Origin of the sequence: Sphingomonas sp. BK069 (assembly GCF_014193405.1) — a bacterium.
Taxonomy (GTDB): Bacteria; Pseudomonadota; Alphaproteobacteria; order Sphingomonadales; family Sphingomonadaceae; genus Sphingomonas.
On the sequence record NZ_JACHZH010000009.1, the window covers coordinates 52493 to 70363 of the forward strand.

Annotated in this window: 17 protein-coding genes; 5 read left to right on the forward strand and 12 right to left on the reverse strand. The window is 64.7% G+C overall.

All coding sequences use genetic code 11. The features are described from left to right. Positions 1–2 precede the first annotated feature (2 nt). Positions 3–2261: an aldehyde oxidoreductase molybdenum-binding subunit PaoC gene (paoC, locus tag FHY02_RS19520; protein ID WP_183925412.1), complete on the forward strand. Its 2259-nt coding sequence runs from the start codon at positions 3–5 to the stop codon at positions 2259–2261. Between the two features lie 15 nt (positions 2262–2276). On the opposite strand, the gene FHY02_RS19525 is transcribed toward paoC, so the two are convergent. Further along, a complete protein-coding gene (locus tag FHY02_RS19525) occupies positions 2277–2666 on the reverse strand; it encodes a type II toxin-antitoxin system VapC family toxin (protein ID WP_183925414.1) in 390 nt (129 codons plus the stop codon). Then, the gene (locus tag FHY02_RS19530; RefSeq protein ID WP_221198740.1) at positions 2659–2946 is read right to left on the reverse strand and encodes an AbrB/MazE/SpoVT family DNA-binding domain-containing protein; all 288 of its coding nucleotides are present in this window, start codon (positions 2944–2946) and stop codon (positions 2659–2661) included. Before FHY02_RS19530 ends, FHY02_RS19525 begins: the two co-directional genes overlap by 8 nt. A 192-nt stretch (positions 2947–3138) precedes the next feature. Between FHY02_RS19530 and FHY02_RS19535 the strand changes: the two genes are divergently transcribed. Continuing rightward, positions 3139–3756, forward strand: a complete 618-nt coding sequence (locus FHY02_RS19535; protein WP_132910671.1) for a recombinase family protein — start codon at positions 3139–3141, stop codon at positions 3754–3756. 166 nt (positions 3757–3922) lie between these two features. Here FHY02_RS19535 and FHY02_RS19540 read toward each other — a convergent pair whose 3' ends face one another. The 10 genes from FHY02_RS19540 to FHY02_RS19585 form a co-directional block, all read right to left on the reverse strand. Further along, positions 3923–4156 (reverse strand): hypothetical protein, encoded by a 234-nt coding sequence (locus FHY02_RS19540; RefSeq protein WP_183925416.1) that lies wholly within the window; start codon positions 4154–4156, stop codon positions 3923–3925. 46 nt (positions 4157–4202) lie between these two features. Continuing rightward, entirely contained in the window at positions 4203–4883 is a 681-nt protein-coding gene (locus FHY02_RS19545) for a hypothetical protein (protein ID WP_207913475.1), read from the reverse strand. 324 nt (positions 4884–5207) lie between these two features. Beyond that, positions 5208–5960, reverse strand: coding sequence for an arsenical resistance protein ArsH (gene arsH, locus FHY02_RS19550; RefSeq protein ID WP_132910673.1), 753 nt, complete (start codon positions 5958–5960; stop codon positions 5208–5210). A gap of 41 nt (positions 5961–6001) precedes the next feature. After that, positions 6002–7288, reverse strand: a complete 1287-nt coding sequence (locus FHY02_RS19555) for an arsenic transporter (RefSeq protein WP_132910674.1) — start codon at positions 7286–7288, stop codon at positions 6002–6004. After that, the gene (gene arsC, locus FHY02_RS19560) at positions 7288–7716 is read right to left on the reverse strand and encodes an arsenate reductase (glutaredoxin) (RefSeq protein ID WP_132910675.1); all 429 of its coding nucleotides are present in this window, start codon (positions 7714–7716) and stop codon (positions 7288–7290) included. The genes FHY02_RS19555 and arsC overlap by 1 nt, the downstream gene beginning before the upstream one ends. A gap of 11 nt (positions 7717–7727) precedes the next feature. Then, on the reverse strand, positions 7728–8060 hold the full coding sequence (locus tag FHY02_RS19565) for a helix-turn-helix transcriptional regulator (protein ID WP_132910676.1): 333 nt from the start codon (positions 8058–8060) through the stop codon (positions 7728–7730). Between the two features lie 269 nt (positions 8061–8329). After that, the gene (locus FHY02_RS19570; protein WP_183925418.1) at positions 8330–10342 is read right to left on the reverse strand and encodes a 3-hydroxyacyl-CoA dehydrogenase NAD-binding domain-containing protein; all 2013 of its coding nucleotides are present in this window, start codon (positions 10340–10342) and stop codon (positions 8330–8332) included. Positions 10343–10395: 53 nt separating this feature from the next. Further along, on the reverse strand, positions 10396–11604 hold the full coding sequence (pcaF, locus tag FHY02_RS19575; protein ID WP_183925420.1) for a 3-oxoadipyl-CoA thiolase: 1209 nt from the start codon (positions 11602–11604) through the stop codon (positions 10396–10398). Between the two features lie 99 nt (positions 11605–11703). Beyond that, positions 11704–12495: an SDR family NAD(P)-dependent oxidoreductase gene (locus FHY02_RS19580; RefSeq protein ID WP_132910679.1), complete on the reverse strand. Its 792-nt coding sequence runs from the start codon at positions 12493–12495 to the stop codon at positions 11704–11706. Positions 12496–12534: 39 nt separating this feature from the next. Then, positions 12535–13761: a CaiB/BaiF CoA-transferase family protein gene (locus tag FHY02_RS19585; protein WP_183925422.1), complete on the reverse strand. Its 1227-nt coding sequence runs from the start codon at positions 13759–13761 to the stop codon at positions 12535–12537. 274 nt (positions 13762–14035) lie between these two features. Between FHY02_RS19585 and FHY02_RS19590 the strand changes: the two genes are divergently transcribed. The 3 genes from FHY02_RS19590 to FHY02_RS19600 all read left to right on the forward strand — a co-directional run bounded on the left by FHY02_RS19590 (position 14036) and on the right by FHY02_RS19600 (position 17839). Further along, on the forward strand, positions 14036–14905 hold the full coding sequence (locus FHY02_RS19590) for an IclR family transcriptional regulator (protein ID WP_260173012.1): 870 nt from the start codon (positions 14036–14038) through the stop codon (positions 14903–14905). Between the two features lie 56 nt (positions 14906–14961). Next, a complete protein-coding gene (locus FHY02_RS19595) occupies positions 14962–16125 on the forward strand; it encodes an acyl-CoA dehydrogenase family protein (RefSeq protein ID WP_132910681.1) in 1164 nt (387 codons plus the stop codon). Positions 16126–16189: 64 nt separating this feature from the next. Further along, positions 16190–17839: an NAD(P)/FAD-dependent oxidoreductase gene (locus FHY02_RS19600; RefSeq protein ID WP_132910682.1), complete on the forward strand. Its 1650-nt coding sequence runs from the start codon at positions 16190–16192 to the stop codon at positions 17837–17839. The last annotated feature ends 32 nt before the right edge of the window (positions 17840–17871 follow it).

Consider the following 17871-nt stretch of genomic DNA (forward strand, 5'->3'; position numbering starts at 1 on the left):
CCATGAAGTTCGACACCCCCGCAGGCACCAACCCGATCGACCGCGAGACGGTGATCGGCAAGCCCCACGCCCGGATCGAGGGACCGCTCAAGACCACCGGGACGGCGGTCTATTCCTACGAGAACCACGAAGCCGCGCCGAATGCCGCTTATGGCTACATCGTGGGATCCGCCGTGGCCAAGGGGCGCATCTCGGCGATGGATCTAAGCGAGGCCAAGGCCTCGCCCGGCGTCCTCGCGATCGTCACGGCGGACAACGCCGGGCCGATCAAGACGCAGGGCTTCTACGTCGCCAAGCCGATCGCCGGCCCTGAGGTCGAACACTATCACCAGGCCGTCGCGCTGGTCGTGGCGGAGACGTTCGAGCAGGCTCGTGCGGCAGCGGCCCGGATCCGGATCGACTATGTGCGCACGAAGGGCGCCTTTGATCTGGCTGCCACCCGCGAGGGTGCGAAGCCTCACCGTCGTCAGCCCGACGTTCACACCGGCGACTTCGACAAGGCATTCGCTTCCGCCCCGGTGAAGGTGGACGCGACGTTCACGACGCCGGACCAAAGCCACATGATGATGGAGCCGCACGCCACGATCGCGCGGTGGGACGGTGACCAGCTGACGATCTGGTCGGCGCAGCAGATCGTGGGCTGGGCGCGGCGTGACCTCGGCAACAAGCTCAGCATCCCGCAGGAGAAGATCCGCGTCGTCGCCACATACATCGGGGGCGGCTTCGGCGGAAAGGGCAGCGTATGCTCGGACGCGGTACTCGCCGCGCTCGGCGCCCGCGCCGTCGGCCGCGCCGTCAAGGTCGCGCTCTCACGTCCGCTCATGCCCAACAACACGACACACCGGCCAGCGACGATCCAGCGTGTGCGCCTAGCGGCGGATCGCGACGGCAGACTGGTCGCGGTCGGCCACGAGACGCTCTCGGGCAACCTGCCGGGCGGCGGGCCTGAGATCGCCGCGGCGCAGACGCAGCTTCTCTACGCGGGCGCCAACCGGCTCAACCTGACCAGACTCTCGACGCTCGATCTACCGGAGGGCAACGCGATGCGGGCTCCCGGCGAGGCGTCCGGTCTAATGGCGCTCGAAGTCGCCATGGACGAGCTCGCCGAGAAGCTCGGAATGGATCCTGTCGAGCTGCGAGTCCTCAACGACACGCAGACGGTGCCCGATGATCCCGGCCGCGGTTCGCCTACCGACCCTCAGGCTTCGAGCCCCAATCAGGGCCCTCAGGACGTACCGGGACGCCCGTTCTCGATCCGGCAGTTCGTCAAATGTCTGCGCACCGGCGCCGAACGCTTCGGGTGGAAGGAGCGGAGCGCCACGCCTGGCGCGCGTCGGGATGGTCGCTGGCTGATCGGCATGGGTATGGCCTCGGCCATCCGCGGCGCGCCGATCATCCCCGCAGGCGGCCGTGTCACGCTCGGTCGCGACGGCATCGTCACCGTCGAAAGCAACATGACCGACATGGGCACCGGCAGCTACACCATCATCGGCCAGACCGTCGCCGAGATGATGGGGCTGCCGCTCGATCGCGTGGTGGTGAAGCTCGCCGACTCGAATTACCCGGAGGCGTTCGGTGGGGGTGGACAGGGGGGTGCTGCCTCCGCGACCGCGGGCGCCTACGCCGCTTGCGTGAAGCTGCGCGAGGCTGTCGCAACCAAGCTCGGCTTCAACTCGGCCGACGCGGTATTCGTGGATAGTGAGGTGCGCGGGGGAACCCGGCGCGTGCGGCTGGCGGAAGCGGCCAAAGACGGGCCGATCACGGCAGAGGACAAGATCGAGTACGGCGACCTGTCACGGCGCTTCGAGCAGCAGACCTTTGGGGCGCACTTCTGCGAGGTCGCCGTCAATGCGTACACGGGCGAGATCCGCATCCGACGCATGCTCGCGGTCTGCGCCGCGGGGCGCATCCTCAACCCCGTGACCGCGCGCAGCCAGGTGATCGGAGGCATGGTCGGCGGCGCTGGTGCCGCGTTGATGGAGGAATTGGCCGTCGACAAGCGCTTCGGCTTCTTCGTCAATCACGACCTCGCCGGATACGAGGTGCCGGTGCATGCCGATATCCCGCACCAAGAGGTCATCTTTCTCGAGGAGGTCGACGCGACCATGTCGCCGCTGAAAGCGAAGGGCGTGGGCGAACTCGGTATATCCGGTGTCGCCCCCGCGATTGCCAACGCGGTCTACAACGCCACTGGCGTGCGGGTGCGCGATTATCCGATCACGCTCGACAAACATCTCGCGAAACTACCTCGCGTGGTATGATTGTCCGCAGCCGCGTTAGCGAGCGACCAGGATCTCGACGTCTAAATGCAGCGAGGCCCAAGCGCGGTCCATTGTGAGGGCCACACCGCCGCAGCTGATCGCCAGGGCGAGGCAGCTCCGATCGCCGAGCGAAAGCCCAGCTGAACGGGTCTCGGCGCGGAGCAGGCCGGCGATCGTGCCTTGATCGCGGTCTGCCGGGATAACTTCGACATCGAGCTGCGCCATGATCTCGAGGATCTGCTCGCGAGGTGTGCCGAGGTCCACTAGCTTGGCGATGACCTCGGCGTAGTTCACCGCGCTGATCAGCGCGCCACTCATCTGCTCAGCGACACGATCTGCGCCCGGTTCGTCGAAGAATGCGGCTAGGATCGCCGATGCGTCGAGGACGACCGGTCTGTCAGTCACGTGCGGCTTCCGTGCGGCGCTCGGTAATCAGCTCGTCGGTGACCGAGCCGTCTACCGGCGCATACGGACGCAACATCGCCTGTATCCGCTTGAGCACATCGCGTCGTGGCCGGATGTGCAGCTCTCCGTCGACGACGCGCATCACAACCTGGTCGCCATCAGCGAGGCCAAGCTCCCGCCGTATGTCGGACGGCAGCTGCAAACGTCCGCCACTAACCAGCCGCCCATTGTGCGCGTTCATTGTATCGCGTTCACCACCATACAGTTCCGCGCTGGTCATACACCAAACCGGCACGAGCTACAATCACCGGTGGTCGTGGTAAAGAAGTGACCTTCAGCAAGCGATAGCCAGGGTATACCCTGGCAGTACACTACCGGTGGAACAGCTTTGCCGTTCAATCAGGGTCGTTCGCAGCTATATTGAACATTTGGCCGAGTGGGTCTAGAAGCTGGTTGAACAGAAAGGAGTATCATGGCGCTCTTCGGCTACGCGCGGGTCTCAACGACCGATCAGGACCTCAGCATTCAGGTCGCGGCGCTGCGCGCGGCGGGATGCCAGACGATCCGATCGGAGAAGAAGTCCGGCGTCGAGCGTGGATCACGACCTGAGCTCCAGATCCTGCTCGACTTCCTTCGCGATGGCGACACGCTAGTGGTGACGCGCATCGACCGGCTCGCCCGCTCGATGAAGGACCTGCAGGATGTCGTGCACGACCTGAAGGGGAGGGGAGTGTCGCTGAAGGCGACAGAGCAGCCGATCGACACCGGGACGGCGGCTGGGAAGGCCTTCCTCGACATGCTTGGGGTCTTCGCCGAGTTCGAGACAAACTTGCGGAAAGAGCGGCAGGCCGAGGGGATTGAGGCAGCAAAGGCGAGAGGCGCCTACAGGGGAGGCAAGCCGCGCATCGATCCGGAGGCCGTGCGCAAGCTGGCTGCAGAGGGCGTTCGACCGTCGCACATCGCGCGTCAGCTCGGGATATCGCGCGGCACCGTTTACCGCTTCATGCCAGGCAAACCGCCGCAGCGATTGAGCGCAGGCGAGGCGCTGATGGCCGGTACAGGGGAGGGGGCGGCTGCAGATCCGTCCTAATACCCAATCGATTGGCGGCACATAGGCGCTTCACAACCTAGGCCGCATTCGCAGGGTCCAGCATCCCTGTTGCTTCGTCCGTTCCAGAAGGCGATCATCATACCGGCGAGTTTATCGCGGGAGGTGTTGTGGCATGCACGTGAACTCAGAAGGGGAAGACACCGAGTCAGAGAGAGCGGAGGTTCACTTTCTGGCCGCCCTTCTGGACGAGCTTATGCGAAGGGTTCTCGCCGCTGGCGTACTGACGCAGGCCGATCTGAACGATGTGGAGGCGGCCGCAGGCAAGAGGGTCGGGGGAGCGCCGCGCGCTTGGTGAGGCGCTGCCGACCACCAATTGGCAGGAAAGCGGACAGGCCGCTTTGGAGCGAAGCGGGCGATAGATGCTGCGCTTATCACCCATCTTGAAATCGAGGATCGTGGGAGTTCGGCGATTTCGTTGTCTCACATCATCTCGCGGGGGTGACCTTGAGGTTGCGAAAATGAGCAACGGTGCCCGACTCGATCCAAACGCCGACGCCGCCGCGCTGCGACGATCCAAGCTTTAGGTCATCCACGATCAGCGCAGGCTTGCTCCGCCCATCTAAGTACAGCCTCGCCTTCGAGCCCGACACGACCACGCGCATATGTATCCAGCGCCCTGTGGTGATGTCAGCGAAGGTCTCATACTTCTCGGGGCTTTCACGCCGGAGTCGATCAAACTTGAAGTCGGGATAGGCGACGTACTGAACGGAGTGGTTTCGTCGAACCTGATCTTCGGCATCGCTATTGGTCGGGCGCAGGTAGATACTCTCAAAGCGGTTATTGTCGTCAATTCGGAATGTCACGCCGACGAAGCCTCTGGCGTAGCGTGGTGCATCCGCACTGAGGTCGCTGGCCACATCCACATCGATTGTGCCGTCGTGGAAGTTCAAGGGCAGCCAAGCCATGTAGTCACGGTCTGCGAGGGCTTCCTTCGTGGGGTCTTGGGTCGCAGACGACGGCATCGTCATCTTCAAAGCTGACACACCTTGATACGTGTCTTGCTGAAGTTTGACGCCGGAGAGCTTGAACGCGTCCACGCTAAGAGCCTGCGCGAAAGCGATTGTCGGTGACATGCCAGCCAGGGCAACCCCCAGCCCGTAAGCCATGCAATTGATTATGTGCCTCATAGGTTCGTCCCCGCAGACCATTTCCAACTATCCACACCGACAGGTTGCGGTTCTTTCGATCATATGGACGCTTTTAAGTTGTCCACTCGTGCCGGGCAATGTCCGTTTCTGGGCGCTTTCGGCCGCGCGTGGAGCCCCCCAAGCAGCGCAGCGCTGCCCCCGCTGGTGCGATGAACTCGCGGCTCCTGCGCCCCTGGACCCGCTGCGACAGCAGCGGGCTCTCCCACGCCGTTGGATCGCCGCTTACGGCCCCATAGGCTGACCCTATCCGCCTCGACGTCCTGACGGAAAGGTGCAAACAAGTCAGGATCGCGTTTGTGGTGCGACGGCGATGCTCGACAGGTCGGCTGCCGTGTCGATTGGAACGCCGGCGTCCTTCCGTTCTGAGTATCGATCGACCAGTTGAGCGGTATGGGGGCGCAGCAGGACCGTGAAGCGGACCAGCTCCTCCATAACGTCGACGATGCGATCGTAGTAGCTGGACGGCTTCATGCGGCCAGCGTCGTCAAACTCCTCGAACGCTCTGGCGACGCTGGATTGGTTTGGGATCGTGACCATACGCATCCACCGGCCAAGGACGCGAAGGGTGTTCACGCTGTTGAACGACTGCGATCCGGCCGACACCTGCATGACGGCGAGGGTGCGGCCCTGCGTCGGTCGCATCCCGCCCATCGACAGCGGAAGGTGGTCAACCTGCAGCTTCATGATGCCGGTGATCTGTCCGTGCCGCTCTGGGCTGCACCACACCTGCCCCTCCGACCACATCGACAGCTCGCGCAACTCATGGACGGCAGGGTCGTCGTCGCCAGCCACCTGATCCGGCAACGGCAGGGTCGACGGGTCGAAGATGCGCGTCTCCGCGCCGAAGAAGCGCAGCAGGCGCGCCGCCTCCTCGATGCACAGCCGGGAGTAGGACCGGTCGCGCAGCGATCCGTAGAGCAGCAGAATGCGCACGGGCGGGTCGTCCGCGCCCAGCCCCACGGCAGGCCTATCGAGCGCGTAGCGGCGATCGAGCGCCGGCAGGTGGTCTGGGTCGGTGAGGATGCGAAGGGGCATCAGCAGGGGTTTCCCGGTGGGTTCCAGAGGGTGTCCGCAGCTCATCCGGCGTCGACCCAGATCGCCAGCGCGGCGAGCGTGGCCAGCAGCACGGGGACGGTCAGCGTCGCGCCGACGCGGAAGTAATAGCCCCAACCGATGTGGATGCCTTTCTGCCCGAGGACGTGCAGCCACAAGAGGGTGGCGAGCGATCCGATCGGCGTGATCTTGGGGCCGAGGTCGCAGCCGATCACGTTGGCGTAGACCATCGCTTCCCTGACGGGGCCGGTCGCATGGGTCGCGTCGATCGACAGCGCGCCGACCAGGACCGTCGGCATGTTGTTCATCACCGACGACAACAGCGCGGCGATGATGCCGGCGCCGAACGCCGCGCCCCACACGCCGCCCTGGGCGGCGCTGTCGAGGAGACCGGCGAGATGGTCGGTCAGGCCGGCGTTCCGCAGGCCGTAGACGACCAGATACATGCCGAGCGAGAAGATCACGACCTGCCACGGTGCGCCGCGTAGGACCTCGCGGGTCTCGATGACGTGACCACGCCCGGCGATGGCGAGCAGCAGGACCGCGCCGACAGCGGCGACGGCGCTGACCGGAACGCCGATGGGTTCGAGCAGGAAGAAGCCGGCGAGTAGGGCGGCCAGGACGACCCAGCCCGCCTTGAACGTGGCGGGATCCCGGATCGCGTCGGCCGGGGTGCGGAGCTGCGCGACGTCGTAGCCGGTCGGCACGTCGCGGCGGAAGAACAGCAGCAGCACGACCAGCGTCGCGGCGATCGACGCGAGATCCACCGGCACCATCACCGAGGCGTAGTCGGCGAACCCAATGCGGAAGAAGTCGGCCGACACGATGTTGACCAGGTTGGACACGATCAGCGGCAGACTGGCCGTGTCGGCCACGAAGCCGGCCGCCATCACGAATGCCAGCGTCGCCTTGTCCCGGTAGCCGAGCGCCCGCAGCATCGCGATGACGATCGGGGTCAGGATCAGCGCGGCGCCGTCGTTGGCGAACAGCGCCGACACGGCTGCGCCGAGGAGGACGATCAGGACGAACAGGCGTCGGCCGTGCCCGCCGCCCCATCGGGCGACGTGCAGCGCCGCCCATTCGAAGAAGCCGGCCTCGTCCAGCAGCAGGCTGACAATGATGATCGCGACGAACGTCGCGGTCGCGTTCCATACGATACCCCAGACCACCGGCACGTCGGAGAGAGAGACCACTCCGGCGAGCAGCGCCACGGCGGCACCGCCCAGCGCGCTCCATCCGATGCCAAGGCCTCGGGGCTGCCAGATGACCAGCGCGATCGTGACGACGAAGATGACGAGGGCGAGGAGCATCAGGCGACGCGGTGCCCGGAGGCGTCCACCACCTGTTCGCCATCCTCCTTGGCGAACGCGCCCCGCTGTGGCTCGGGTAGCAGATCGAGGACGACCTCCGACGGGCGGCAGAGCTTCACGCCGAGCGGCGAGACAACCAGCGGCCGGTTGATCAGGATAGGGTGCGCCATCATGGCGTCGAGCAGGGCGTCGTCGGTCAGCGAGACGTCGCCGAGGCCGAGCTCGGCGTAGGGCGTGCCTTTCTCGCGCAGCAGATCTCGGGGCGAGATGCCGGCGCGATTGATCAGCTCGACCAGCAGCGTGCGGGACGGCGGGGTCTTCAGATACTCCACGACGTGCGGCTCGATCCCAGCGTTGCGGATTATCGCCAGCGTATTGCGCGAGGTGCCGCAGGCGGGATTATGGTAGATCACGACGTCGACGGCCACGGCGCGTCCTTTCAGCAGCAGGGGGTGAGCTCGGCGATCAGCGGCGCGCACAGCTCCGGCGAGCCGGCGCAGCAGTCCTTGACCAGGAAGAGCGTCAGCGCCCGCAGGCCGTCGAGGTCGGCGCGGTAGATGATGGAACGGCTGTGCCGCTCAGATCGAACGATGCCGGCGCGCGCAAGGATGCCCAAATGCGCCGACATGGTGTTCTGCGGGACGTCGAGCCGACGGGCGATCTCGCCCGCCGCCATCCCGTCCGGCTCATGACGGACCAAAAGACGGAACACATCGAGGCGGGTTCCTTGCGCGAGCGCCCCCAAAGCAGCGATGGCTGAACCGCTATCCATATATCTAGGATGGTGGATATCTCGAGGCGGTGCTAGTCCTTAATGCTACGGGCGGCTATGCGCTGTCACATGCCTAGGAGCGGACCGGCAGCTAATGGGAGGGAACCAGCCGGTCCGCTTTCGGGGGGGAACTTGCGGTAAGCTGCCATTTGTCCAGATAGCAGCGGAGGGCACCAACGGGTTCTGGTGGATTGCACCTGTCCAGTATCGCTGGCCGAGTCCATCACCGTCGAACGATCCGCCCGTAGTCGAGGCGGGTTGTGCTAGGTCTACCCCGGTTGTTTGCCGGTCAGGCTGTCGGCGACGGCAACGCCGTGCTTCTTCAGCCCTGCGACGATCTTATCATGGCCTTCGCTCTTCGCCCAGAACATCGGGCCACCGCGATAGGCCGGCCACCCATAGCCATAGACCCACACGACATCGATGTCCGAGGCGCGCTGCGCCATCCCCTCCTCGAGGATCAGCGCGCCTTCGTTGATCATCGGATAGATCGTGCGCTCTACGATTTCTTCGTCGGACACCGTATGCTGGGGCGTCCCGGTGCGGGTGCGCCACTCGTCGATGATCTCGGCGACCCGGGGCGAGGGCGACGGGGTGCGCCGCTCGTCGTAATCATAGTAGCCTGCCAGCTTCTTCTGGCCCCAGCGGCTCTCGGCGGCGAGCGCCTCGCGGATGTTCTCGATGCGGGTGGGGTCGCGGTGCCAGCCGATGTCGACGCCGGCGAGATCGGCCATCTGGAACGGCCCCATCGGCATGCCGAAGGCGACATGGACCCGATCGATCTGCTCGGGGCTCGCGCCTTCCAGCAGCAGCGCGTTCGCCGCCGCCTGTCGCTGGCGCAGCATGCGGTTGCCGATGAACCCGAAGGTGACCCCCGCCACCACCGCGACCTTGCCGATGGTCTTCGCCAGCGCCATCACCGTGGCGAGTACATCGGGCGCGGTTCGCGCGCCCCGCACCACCTCCAGCAGCTTCATGACATTGGCAGGCGAGAAGAAGTGCATCCCTACCACATCCTCCGGGCGGCGGGTGGCGGCGGCGATCTCATCAAGATCGAGATAGGAGGTGTTGGAGGCGAGCATGGCGCCGGGCCGGGCGATCGCGTCGAGCCGGGCGAAGATATCCTTCTTCACCTCCATATTCTCGTACACCGCTTCGATGACCAGGTCGCACTGCGCGAGGGCATCGAAGTCCAGCGTCGGCGTCAACGCCGCCATCGCGGCTTCCACTTGATCCGCCGTCATCCGCCCCTTGGCCGCGGAGGCTTCGTAGTTGCGGCGCATCACCCCGACGCCGCGGTCGAGCGCCTCCTGCTCCATCTCGACGATCGTCACGGCGAGGCCGGCGGAGAGGAAGTTCATCGCGATGCCGCCGCCCATCGTTCCGGCGCCGATTACGCCGACCCGGCGGATGGGGCGGCGCAGGGTGTCGGCAGGAATGCCATCGATCTTCGCGGCCTGTCGCTCGGCAAAGAACAGATGGCGCTGAGCCGCAGATTGCGGTCCCGCCATCAGCGTCAGGAATGCCGCCCGTTCGAAGGCGAGACCTTCGGCGAAGGGCAATTCGGTCGCTTTCACGACGCAGGCGATGTTGGCGGCGGGCGCGTCGAGCTCCCTGAAGCGACGGGCGTTCGCCCGCTGGAACGCCGCAACGGCATCGGGGTCGCTGTCCGCCTTCTTTTCTGATGCGCGCGGGATCGGTCGCGACGCCTTGATCGCACGCGCATAGGCGATCGCGTCCGCCTCGAGGCTGTCTTCACCCGCGATTGCATCGATCAGCCCCGCCGCCTGCGCCTTAGCGGCCGTCACCGGATCGCCCGTTGCCGTCATCTCCAGCGCCATGGCGACGCCCGCGAGCCGGGGCAGCCGCTGGGTGCCGCCGGCACCCGGCAGTAGGCCGAGCTTGACCTCGGGCGTGCCGATCTTTGCCGAGGACACGGCGATGCGGTAATGGCAGCCGAGCGCCACCTCGCAGCCGCCGCCGAGCGCGGTGCCATGGATCGCCGCGACCACCGGCTTGATCGATGCCTCTATCGCATTGACGAGGTCCGGCAGCGCCGGCGACTGCATCGGCTTGCCGAATTCGGTGATGTCGGCCCCGGCGAAGAAGGTGCGTCCGGCGCAGCGCAGCACCACCGCCGCGACCGCATCGTCGGCGGCCGCCTCATCGATCGCACGCGCGAGCCCGGCGCGGACGGCCGCGCCGAGCGCGTTGACGGGCGGATTGTCGGCGATGATGACGAGGATCTCACCATGGCGTTCGGTGCGGATCGGTGCGGTCATGGTCATACTCCGGCCATCGTCGTCAGGCGCGGCAGGGCCGCACCGGGGGGTAATCAAACGCGCTCGACGGCGAGCGCCAGGCCGAGACCGACGCCGATGCATAGGGTGGCAAGGCCGCGCTTGCCGCCGCTGCGCTCGAGTTCGTGGACGAGTGTCATCGCCAGCCGCGCGCCGGACATGCCGAGCGGGTGGCCGAGCGCGATCGCGCCGCCATGTGCATTCACCTTCTCGCTGTCGTCGGGCAGCTCGAGTGCGCGAAGCACGGCGAGGCTCTGACTCGCAAAGGCCTCGTTGAGCTCGACGGCGTCGAAGTCGTCGATTCCAAGCCCCAGGCGTGCCATCAGCTTGCGCGAAGCCGGCACGGGGCCGATGCCCATCACCCGCGGCTCCACCCCGGCCGAGGCCATGCCGAGGATCCGGGCGCGGGGGGTAAGGCCATGTACCTTTACCGCCTCCTCGCTGGCGACGATCATCGCTGCGGCGCCGTCGTTGATTCCCGAAGCATTGCCCGCGGTCACCGTGCCATCGGGGCCGAACAGCGGCTTGAGCTTGGCGAGCGCCTCCAGTGTGGTGTCGGCGCGCGGATGCTCGTCCACCGCGACCTCGATCGTCTCGCCTTTCTTCCGGCCGGGGATGGTGACGGCAACGATCTCCTCGGCGAAGAAGCCGTTCGCCTGGGCAGCAGCGGCGCGTTGCTGGCTGCGCAGCGCAAAGCCATCCTGGTCAGCGCGGCTGATGCCGTGATCCTCGGCGACGTTCTCGCCTGTACGAGGCATCGTTTCAGTGCCGTAGAGCGCTTCCAGCGCGGGGTTGACGAAGCGCCAGCCCATCGTCGTGTCCTCGAGCTGCTGGGTCCGGCCATACGCACTGTCGGCCTTGCCCATCACGAACGGTGCGCGGGTCATGCTCTCGACGCCGCCGGCCAGCGCCAGCGCCATCTCGCCGGTGCGGATCGCGCGTGCCGCGGCCCCGACCGCCTCCAGCCCCGACGCGCATAGCCGGTTGAGCGTCACGCCGGGCACGGTGTGGGGCAGGCCGGCGAGGAGCAGGCTCATGCGCGCGACGTTGCGATTATCCTCGCCGGACTGATTGGCGCATCCGTAGAATACTTCCTCGATCGCCGCCGGATCGAGGCCTGGGTTGCGGGCAAGCAGCGCCTTCATCGGCAACGCACCGAGATCGTCGGCCCTTACCTTGGCGAGTAGGCCGCCATAGCGGCCGATGGGAGTGCGCACGGCGTCGCAGATGAAGGCTTGGGTCATTTTGGGTCCTGCCGGCCTCACGGGTTACGAAAAAGGAGTGTGGGATTAGTCATCGTAACAGTGCCGAAAGCGTGCCGAAGTGACTAATCCTGAAGCATGTCAGAGAGAAAAGCCGCCATCGACGGCCATCGCCTGGCCGGTAACGTGCGGCGCGCTTGCGAGGAACACGGCAAGCTGCCCCATGTCCTCCGGCGTCTGCGCTTCGCCTTGCGGCAGCAGCGTTGCCTGGTGGCGGGCCCAGGATTCCTCCTCGCTCTCGCCTTCCTGCGCCCAGCGGCCGGAAAGGCCGGTTTCGCCTCGCCACATGCCCGTGCCGACAATACCGGGGCAGAGCGCATTGACGGTGATCCCTTCCGCCGCGACCTCCTTGGCGAAGGCATTGGTAAAGCCGATCACCCCGAACTTGGAGGCTGTGTAGTGTGAGAGGTCGGGGAAACCAACCTTACCGGCGATCGATGAGGTGTTGATGATCCGTCCGAAACGATTCTTGCGCATCAGAGCCAGTTCGGCCTTGCAGCACAGGAACACGCCGCGAAGGTTGATCGCCATCACGTCGTCCCACTGATCGATTGCGAGTTCGCCCACCGAGCCGATGCTGACGATGCCGGCATTGTTCACAGCGATATCGAGTCGGCCGAACTGCTGCTCCACCGCATCGACCATGGCCTGCACGCTATCGGGGTGGCGCACGTCAACGGCGATCGCGCCGCTTCTGCGGCCGATCGCCGCAATCGCCGCGCTGCTCTCCTCCGCAAGGCCGATGTCATAGTCGGCAATCACCACATCGGCGCCGGCGCGGGCGAGACTGGCGGCAATGCCGGCGCCGATGCCGCGTCCGCCGCCGACCAGCAACGCCACCTTGCCTGTGAGATCGAAGCTCGTATCGGTCATGTTGTCTCTCCTGCATGTTTATCGAAGGATCGGTCGTGATCAGGTGACCACCTGGTCGGCAATGAGCGTGGCGATGTCGCTGTCGGAAAGGCCGAGATCGTTGCGCAGCACCTCTTGCGTGTGCTGACCGAGCAGCGGGGGTGGAGCGGCGTAGGCCACCGGCGTGTCGGATAGCTTGATCGGGCTGCCGGTCATCCGGAAGTCAGGGTTCTGCGGGTGCGGAATAGCGACTAGCATGTCGCGTGCAGCGACCTGCGGCTCGGCAAGCGCCTGGGCAATGTCGTTGATCGGGCCGACGGGCACGCCGACTGCTTCGATCTTACTGATCCACGGCGCTACGGGGGCTCGGCGGAAATGGTCCTGCAGGGCGGCACTCACCAGTTCCCGGTGCACCACTCGGTCGCAGTTTCGCTTGAAGCGCGGATCCGAGGCGAGTTCGGGTAGCCCGATGGCTGCGCAGAGTGCGACGAATTGGCTGTCGTTGCCGCAGGCGATGACGAAGCTCCCATCGCTGGCATCGAACACCTGATAGGGAACGATATTGACGTGCGCGTTGCCCTGGCGGGCGGGGGCACGGCCGGTGGCCAGATAGTTCATGGCTTGGTTGCCGAGTGTGGCCACCTGCACGTCGAAAAGTGCCATGTCGCAATGCTGGCCACGCCCACTGGTCTGGCGGGCGATCAACGCTGCCTGTATGGCGATGGTGGCGTACAGACCGGTCATCAGATCGGCGACCGCCACACCGACCTTCTGTGGCCCGCCGCCCGGCCGGCTGTCGCGCTCACCGGTAATGCTCATCAATCCGCCGAGCGCCTGGACGATGAAATCGTAGCCCGGCTCCGCGGCGCGCGGGCCCGTCTGCCCAAAGCCCGTGATCGAGCAATAGATCAGCCGGGGATTAAGCGCGTTGAGATCGGCGTAACCGAGGCCGTATTTGCCCAGTGACCCCGATTTGTAATTTTCGATCAGCACGTCAGCGTTGGCGGCGAGCGTGCGCACGAGCTCTTGGCCGCGCGGATCGGTGATGTCGATCGTTACCGATCGCTTGCCGCGATTGGTAGATTGATAATAGGACGCCTGATCGCTGGGCTCGCCGTCCTCGGTGGCCATATAGGGCGGACCCCAGCCGCGGGTATCGTCTCCGGTCCGCGGGCGTTCTACCTTGACGACATCGGCGCCAAGATCCGCAAGGATCTGTCCACACCATGGCCCGGCAAGCACGCGACTGAGATCGAGGACTCTGACGCCGGCAAGCGCGCCCGTCATTGCGGAGCAATCGGTGGCGTTTGGCGCTTGGCCCTGGTCATGCCAGCTATCCTAGACACAGCTTCCATTCGGCCTTCCTCATCCATCGTTCCGCACAGCGGAATCCTATTCTGCTTTTCTGTGTTAATAAGCGCGGAGGAGCGGAGATGTAAACCCGCGCGATCCCTGCGATTGAAGGGCTCTCAACCACTCGCTTCCACTACGTGACATTGACGGTTCCGCTGTGCGGAACTAGATTTCGCAGGATTGACAGAGTTTTAGGAGCGGCATAACGATGGCATCGAACAAGCAGACGTCGGCTCATCAGGGGCCAAGCGACGTTGCGACTGACATCCCGGCGGCGATCGGGAATCAGCCGATGCTGGAGGATGAGGATGATCGAGATGGTACCAAAGACCGCAACTTCGTTGTCGCTTTAGCCCGCGGCATGGAACTGCTCCGCTGCTTCAGTCGCCAGGAAAGCGTGCTCGGCAATCAGGAGCTCGCTGCCAAAACTGGCCTGCCGAAGGCCACGGTGTCGCGCATGACCTATACGCTGGCGCAGCTCGGCTATCTCAAGAAGCATCCGTTTTCGGGGCGTTACCAGCTCGACGTCGGCGTGCTGGCGTTCGGCTATCAGATGCTGTCGAACCTACCGATCCGCTCGATCGCCAATTCCTTCATGGTCGAGCTCGCGCAGCACGCCCATGCCGCGGTGGCGCTGGCCGCGCGCGATCGGCTGCAGATGGTCTATATCGACGTTGTTCATGGCCAGACCAACCTGACCACACGACGGCAGGTCGGCTATCACATGCCAATCCATCTCACTTCGATCGGGCGGGCGTGCATGGCAGCGATGCCCGATGCGCAACGCGATGGCCTGCTCGATCAGTTGCGAAGCCGTAACGAAGGCGACTGGCTGGAGATACGCCGCGGACTGGAGCGCGCGTTTCGAGACTATGCCGATTTCGGCTATTGCCTCTCGATCGGCGAGTGGGAGCGTGACGTCAACTCGGTGGGCGTGCCCTTCGTCCATCCCGAGTACGGCATCCTCGCCTTCAACTGCGGCGGGCCGAGCTTCGTCCTGCCGCGCGAGAAGCTCGAGGACGATATCGGCCCACGGCTCAAACACATGGTCAGCCAGATGCGCGCGGTCGCCTTGTAGCAGCGTGGCCCGATTTACCGATCACCTTACGGCTGCGGCAAACACAGGATGGCACGATGATCCGTGACGCGGAAATGCTCGATGTTCTACTCGGTTCGATCGGCAGGTTCGTCGATGAGGCGCTGATCCCGCGCGAAATTGAAGTGGCCGAGACCGACACGATTCCTGCCGATGTCGTCGAGCAGATGCGCGAGCTCGGCCTGTTCGGCCTAACCATCCCCGAGGAGTTCGGCGGACTGGGCGTGACGATGGAGGAGGAGGTGCTGATTGCGTTCGAGCTGGGGCGGGCCTCGCCAGCGTTCCGCTCCTACATCGGCACCAACAACGGCATCGGATCGATCGGCATCCTGCTAGACGGGACTGCCGAACAGAAGGCGCATTATCTGCCGCGACTCGCGAGTGGCAAATATCTTAGCGCCTTCTGCCTCACCGAGCCCGACTCCGGCACGGACGCCGCCTCACTCAAGACCAGCGCCGTTCGCGACGGCGACAGCTATGTCCTCAACGGCACCAAGCGTTACATCACCAACGCTCCCCACGCCGGCATCTTCAGCGTGATGGCGCGCACTGATCACAACATCAAGGGGGCGGGCGGCATCAGCGCTTTCATCGTCGAGCGCGATACTCCCGGCTTGACGATAGGGAAGCCCGACAAGAAGATGGGCCAGAAAGGCGCGCATACCAGCGACGTCATTTTCGACAACGTCCGCGTACCGGCTGCCAACCTTATTGGCGGCAAGGAGGGCGTCGGCTTCAAGACCGCGATGAAGGTGCTCGACAAGGGCCGGTTGCATATCGCCGCGATCAGTGTCGCAGCCGCAGAGCGAATGCTCGCCGATACGCTGCGCTACGCGCTTGAACGCAAGCAGTTTGGGCAGCCCATTGCCGAGTTCCAGCTAATCCAGGGCATGCTCGCTGACAGCAAGGCCGAAATCTATGCCGCGCGGTGCATGGTGCTTGATGCCGCGCGCGAGCGTGACGGTGGCCAAGATGTCGTGACTAAAGCCTCTTGCGCCAAGTTGTTCGCCACCGAGATGTGCGGTCGGGTCGCGGACCGGTGTGTCCAGATCCACGGCGGTGCCGGCTACATCAGTGAGTACAGCATCGAGCGGTTCTTCCGCGATGTGCGGCTGTTCCGGATCTACGAGGGCACCAGCCAAATCCAGCAGGTTATCATCGCACGCAACATGGTGCGGGATTTCAGGGCCAACGCATGGTGACCAAGCTGTCTCGAAGCGGCTGCTAGCTCGGGCCGAAGCCAACCAAAATAAAGTGGAGAGTAGGATGACCGGAAACAATGCAGGCGACAGCACAGCAGCCGCGACCAACCTCGACGCAGCGGTGATCGGCGCCGGGTTTGCGGGTCTTTATGCGCTCAAGAAGCTGCGTGACGAACTAGGCCTCGACACGCTCGCCTTCGACAAGGCGGGCGGGGTCGGCGGCACCTGGTATTGGAACCGCTACCCCGGCGCGCTGTCCGATTCAGAATCCCATGTGTACTGTTATTCGTGGGACGATGAACTGCTGCGGACGTGGCCGCATAAGAGCAAATATGTGCCGCAGCCGGAAATCCTCAAGTACCTCGAGCATGTTGCCGAGCGTCACGACCTGTACAAGGATATCCGGCTCAACACCGGCATCACTTCGGCCGTATTCGACGAGGACGCAGCGCGCTGGCAGCTGACCACCGACGATGGCCAGACCTATTCCGCTAAATATCTGGTGACCGCCGTCGGGCTTCTCGCCGCAACCAACATCCCCAAGATCGAGGGCATGGATCGGTTCAAGGGCAAGATCTATCACACGTCGCGCTGGCCGAGCGACGCCGGCATCGAGGGCAAACGCGTCGGCGTGATCGGCACCGGATCCACCGGCGTGCAGTTCATCACTGCGACCGCTCCCGTGGTCAACCACCTTACCGTCTTCCAGCGCTCGCCGCAATATTCCGTGCCGGTCGGCAATGGGCCGCTGTCCGAGGCCGAGCTTGAGGAAATAAGGCGTGATTACCCGAAGATCTGGGAAGGGGTGCGCAAGTCGGCACTCGCCTTCGGCTTCGAGGAAAGCACCCGACCGCTTGCCAGCGTGTCGGACGAAGAGCGCGAGCGCATCTTCGACAAGGCCTGGGCCAAGGGCGGCGGCTTCCGCTTCATGTTCGAAACCTTCGGCGACATCGCCACGGACGAAGCAGCGAACAAGGCGGCGCAGGATTATATCCGCCGCAAGATCGACCAGATCGTCAACGATCCGGAAACGGCGCGCAAGCTTAAGCCCAACGATCTCCACGCCAAGCGCCCGCTGTGCGACAGCGGCTATTATCAGACGTTCAATCGCGACAACGTGTCGCTAGTCCATATCGGGGAGAACCCGATCGTGGAGATGACTGAGAACGGCATCCGCACCGCCGACGGGGTGGAGCATGAACTCGACATCCTGGTGTTCGCCACAGGCTTCGACGCAGTCGACGGCAATTACAAGCGCATGGATCTGCGCGGCCGCGGCGGCCTGCAGATGCGCGATCACTGGAGCGAGGGGCCGGCCGCCTACCTCTCGATCGGTACGGTTGGCTTTCCCAACATGTTCATGGTGCTTGGCCCCAACGGGCCGTTTACGAACCTACCGCCCTCGATCGAGGCCGAGGTCGAATGGATTTCCGATGCCATCGGCTACATGGAGCGCAACCACGTCGCGACCATCGAGGCGACCCCGCAGGCGGAAGCCGAATGGGTGCGCACTTGCGAGGAGATCGCTAGCCAGACGCTGTTCCCCAAAGCCGACTCGTGGATTTTTGGCACGAACATCCCGGGTAAGAAGAAGACAATTTACTTCTACATGGGCGGTCTTGGCGCGTTCCGCGACACGCTCGCGGCGGTGGCGAACGACGACTATCGCGGCTTCACGCTCGAGAGGGAGCTGGTGAACGCAACCACCGGTTAAACGACAAACTCGGCAACTCGCCGAGCGGCGGA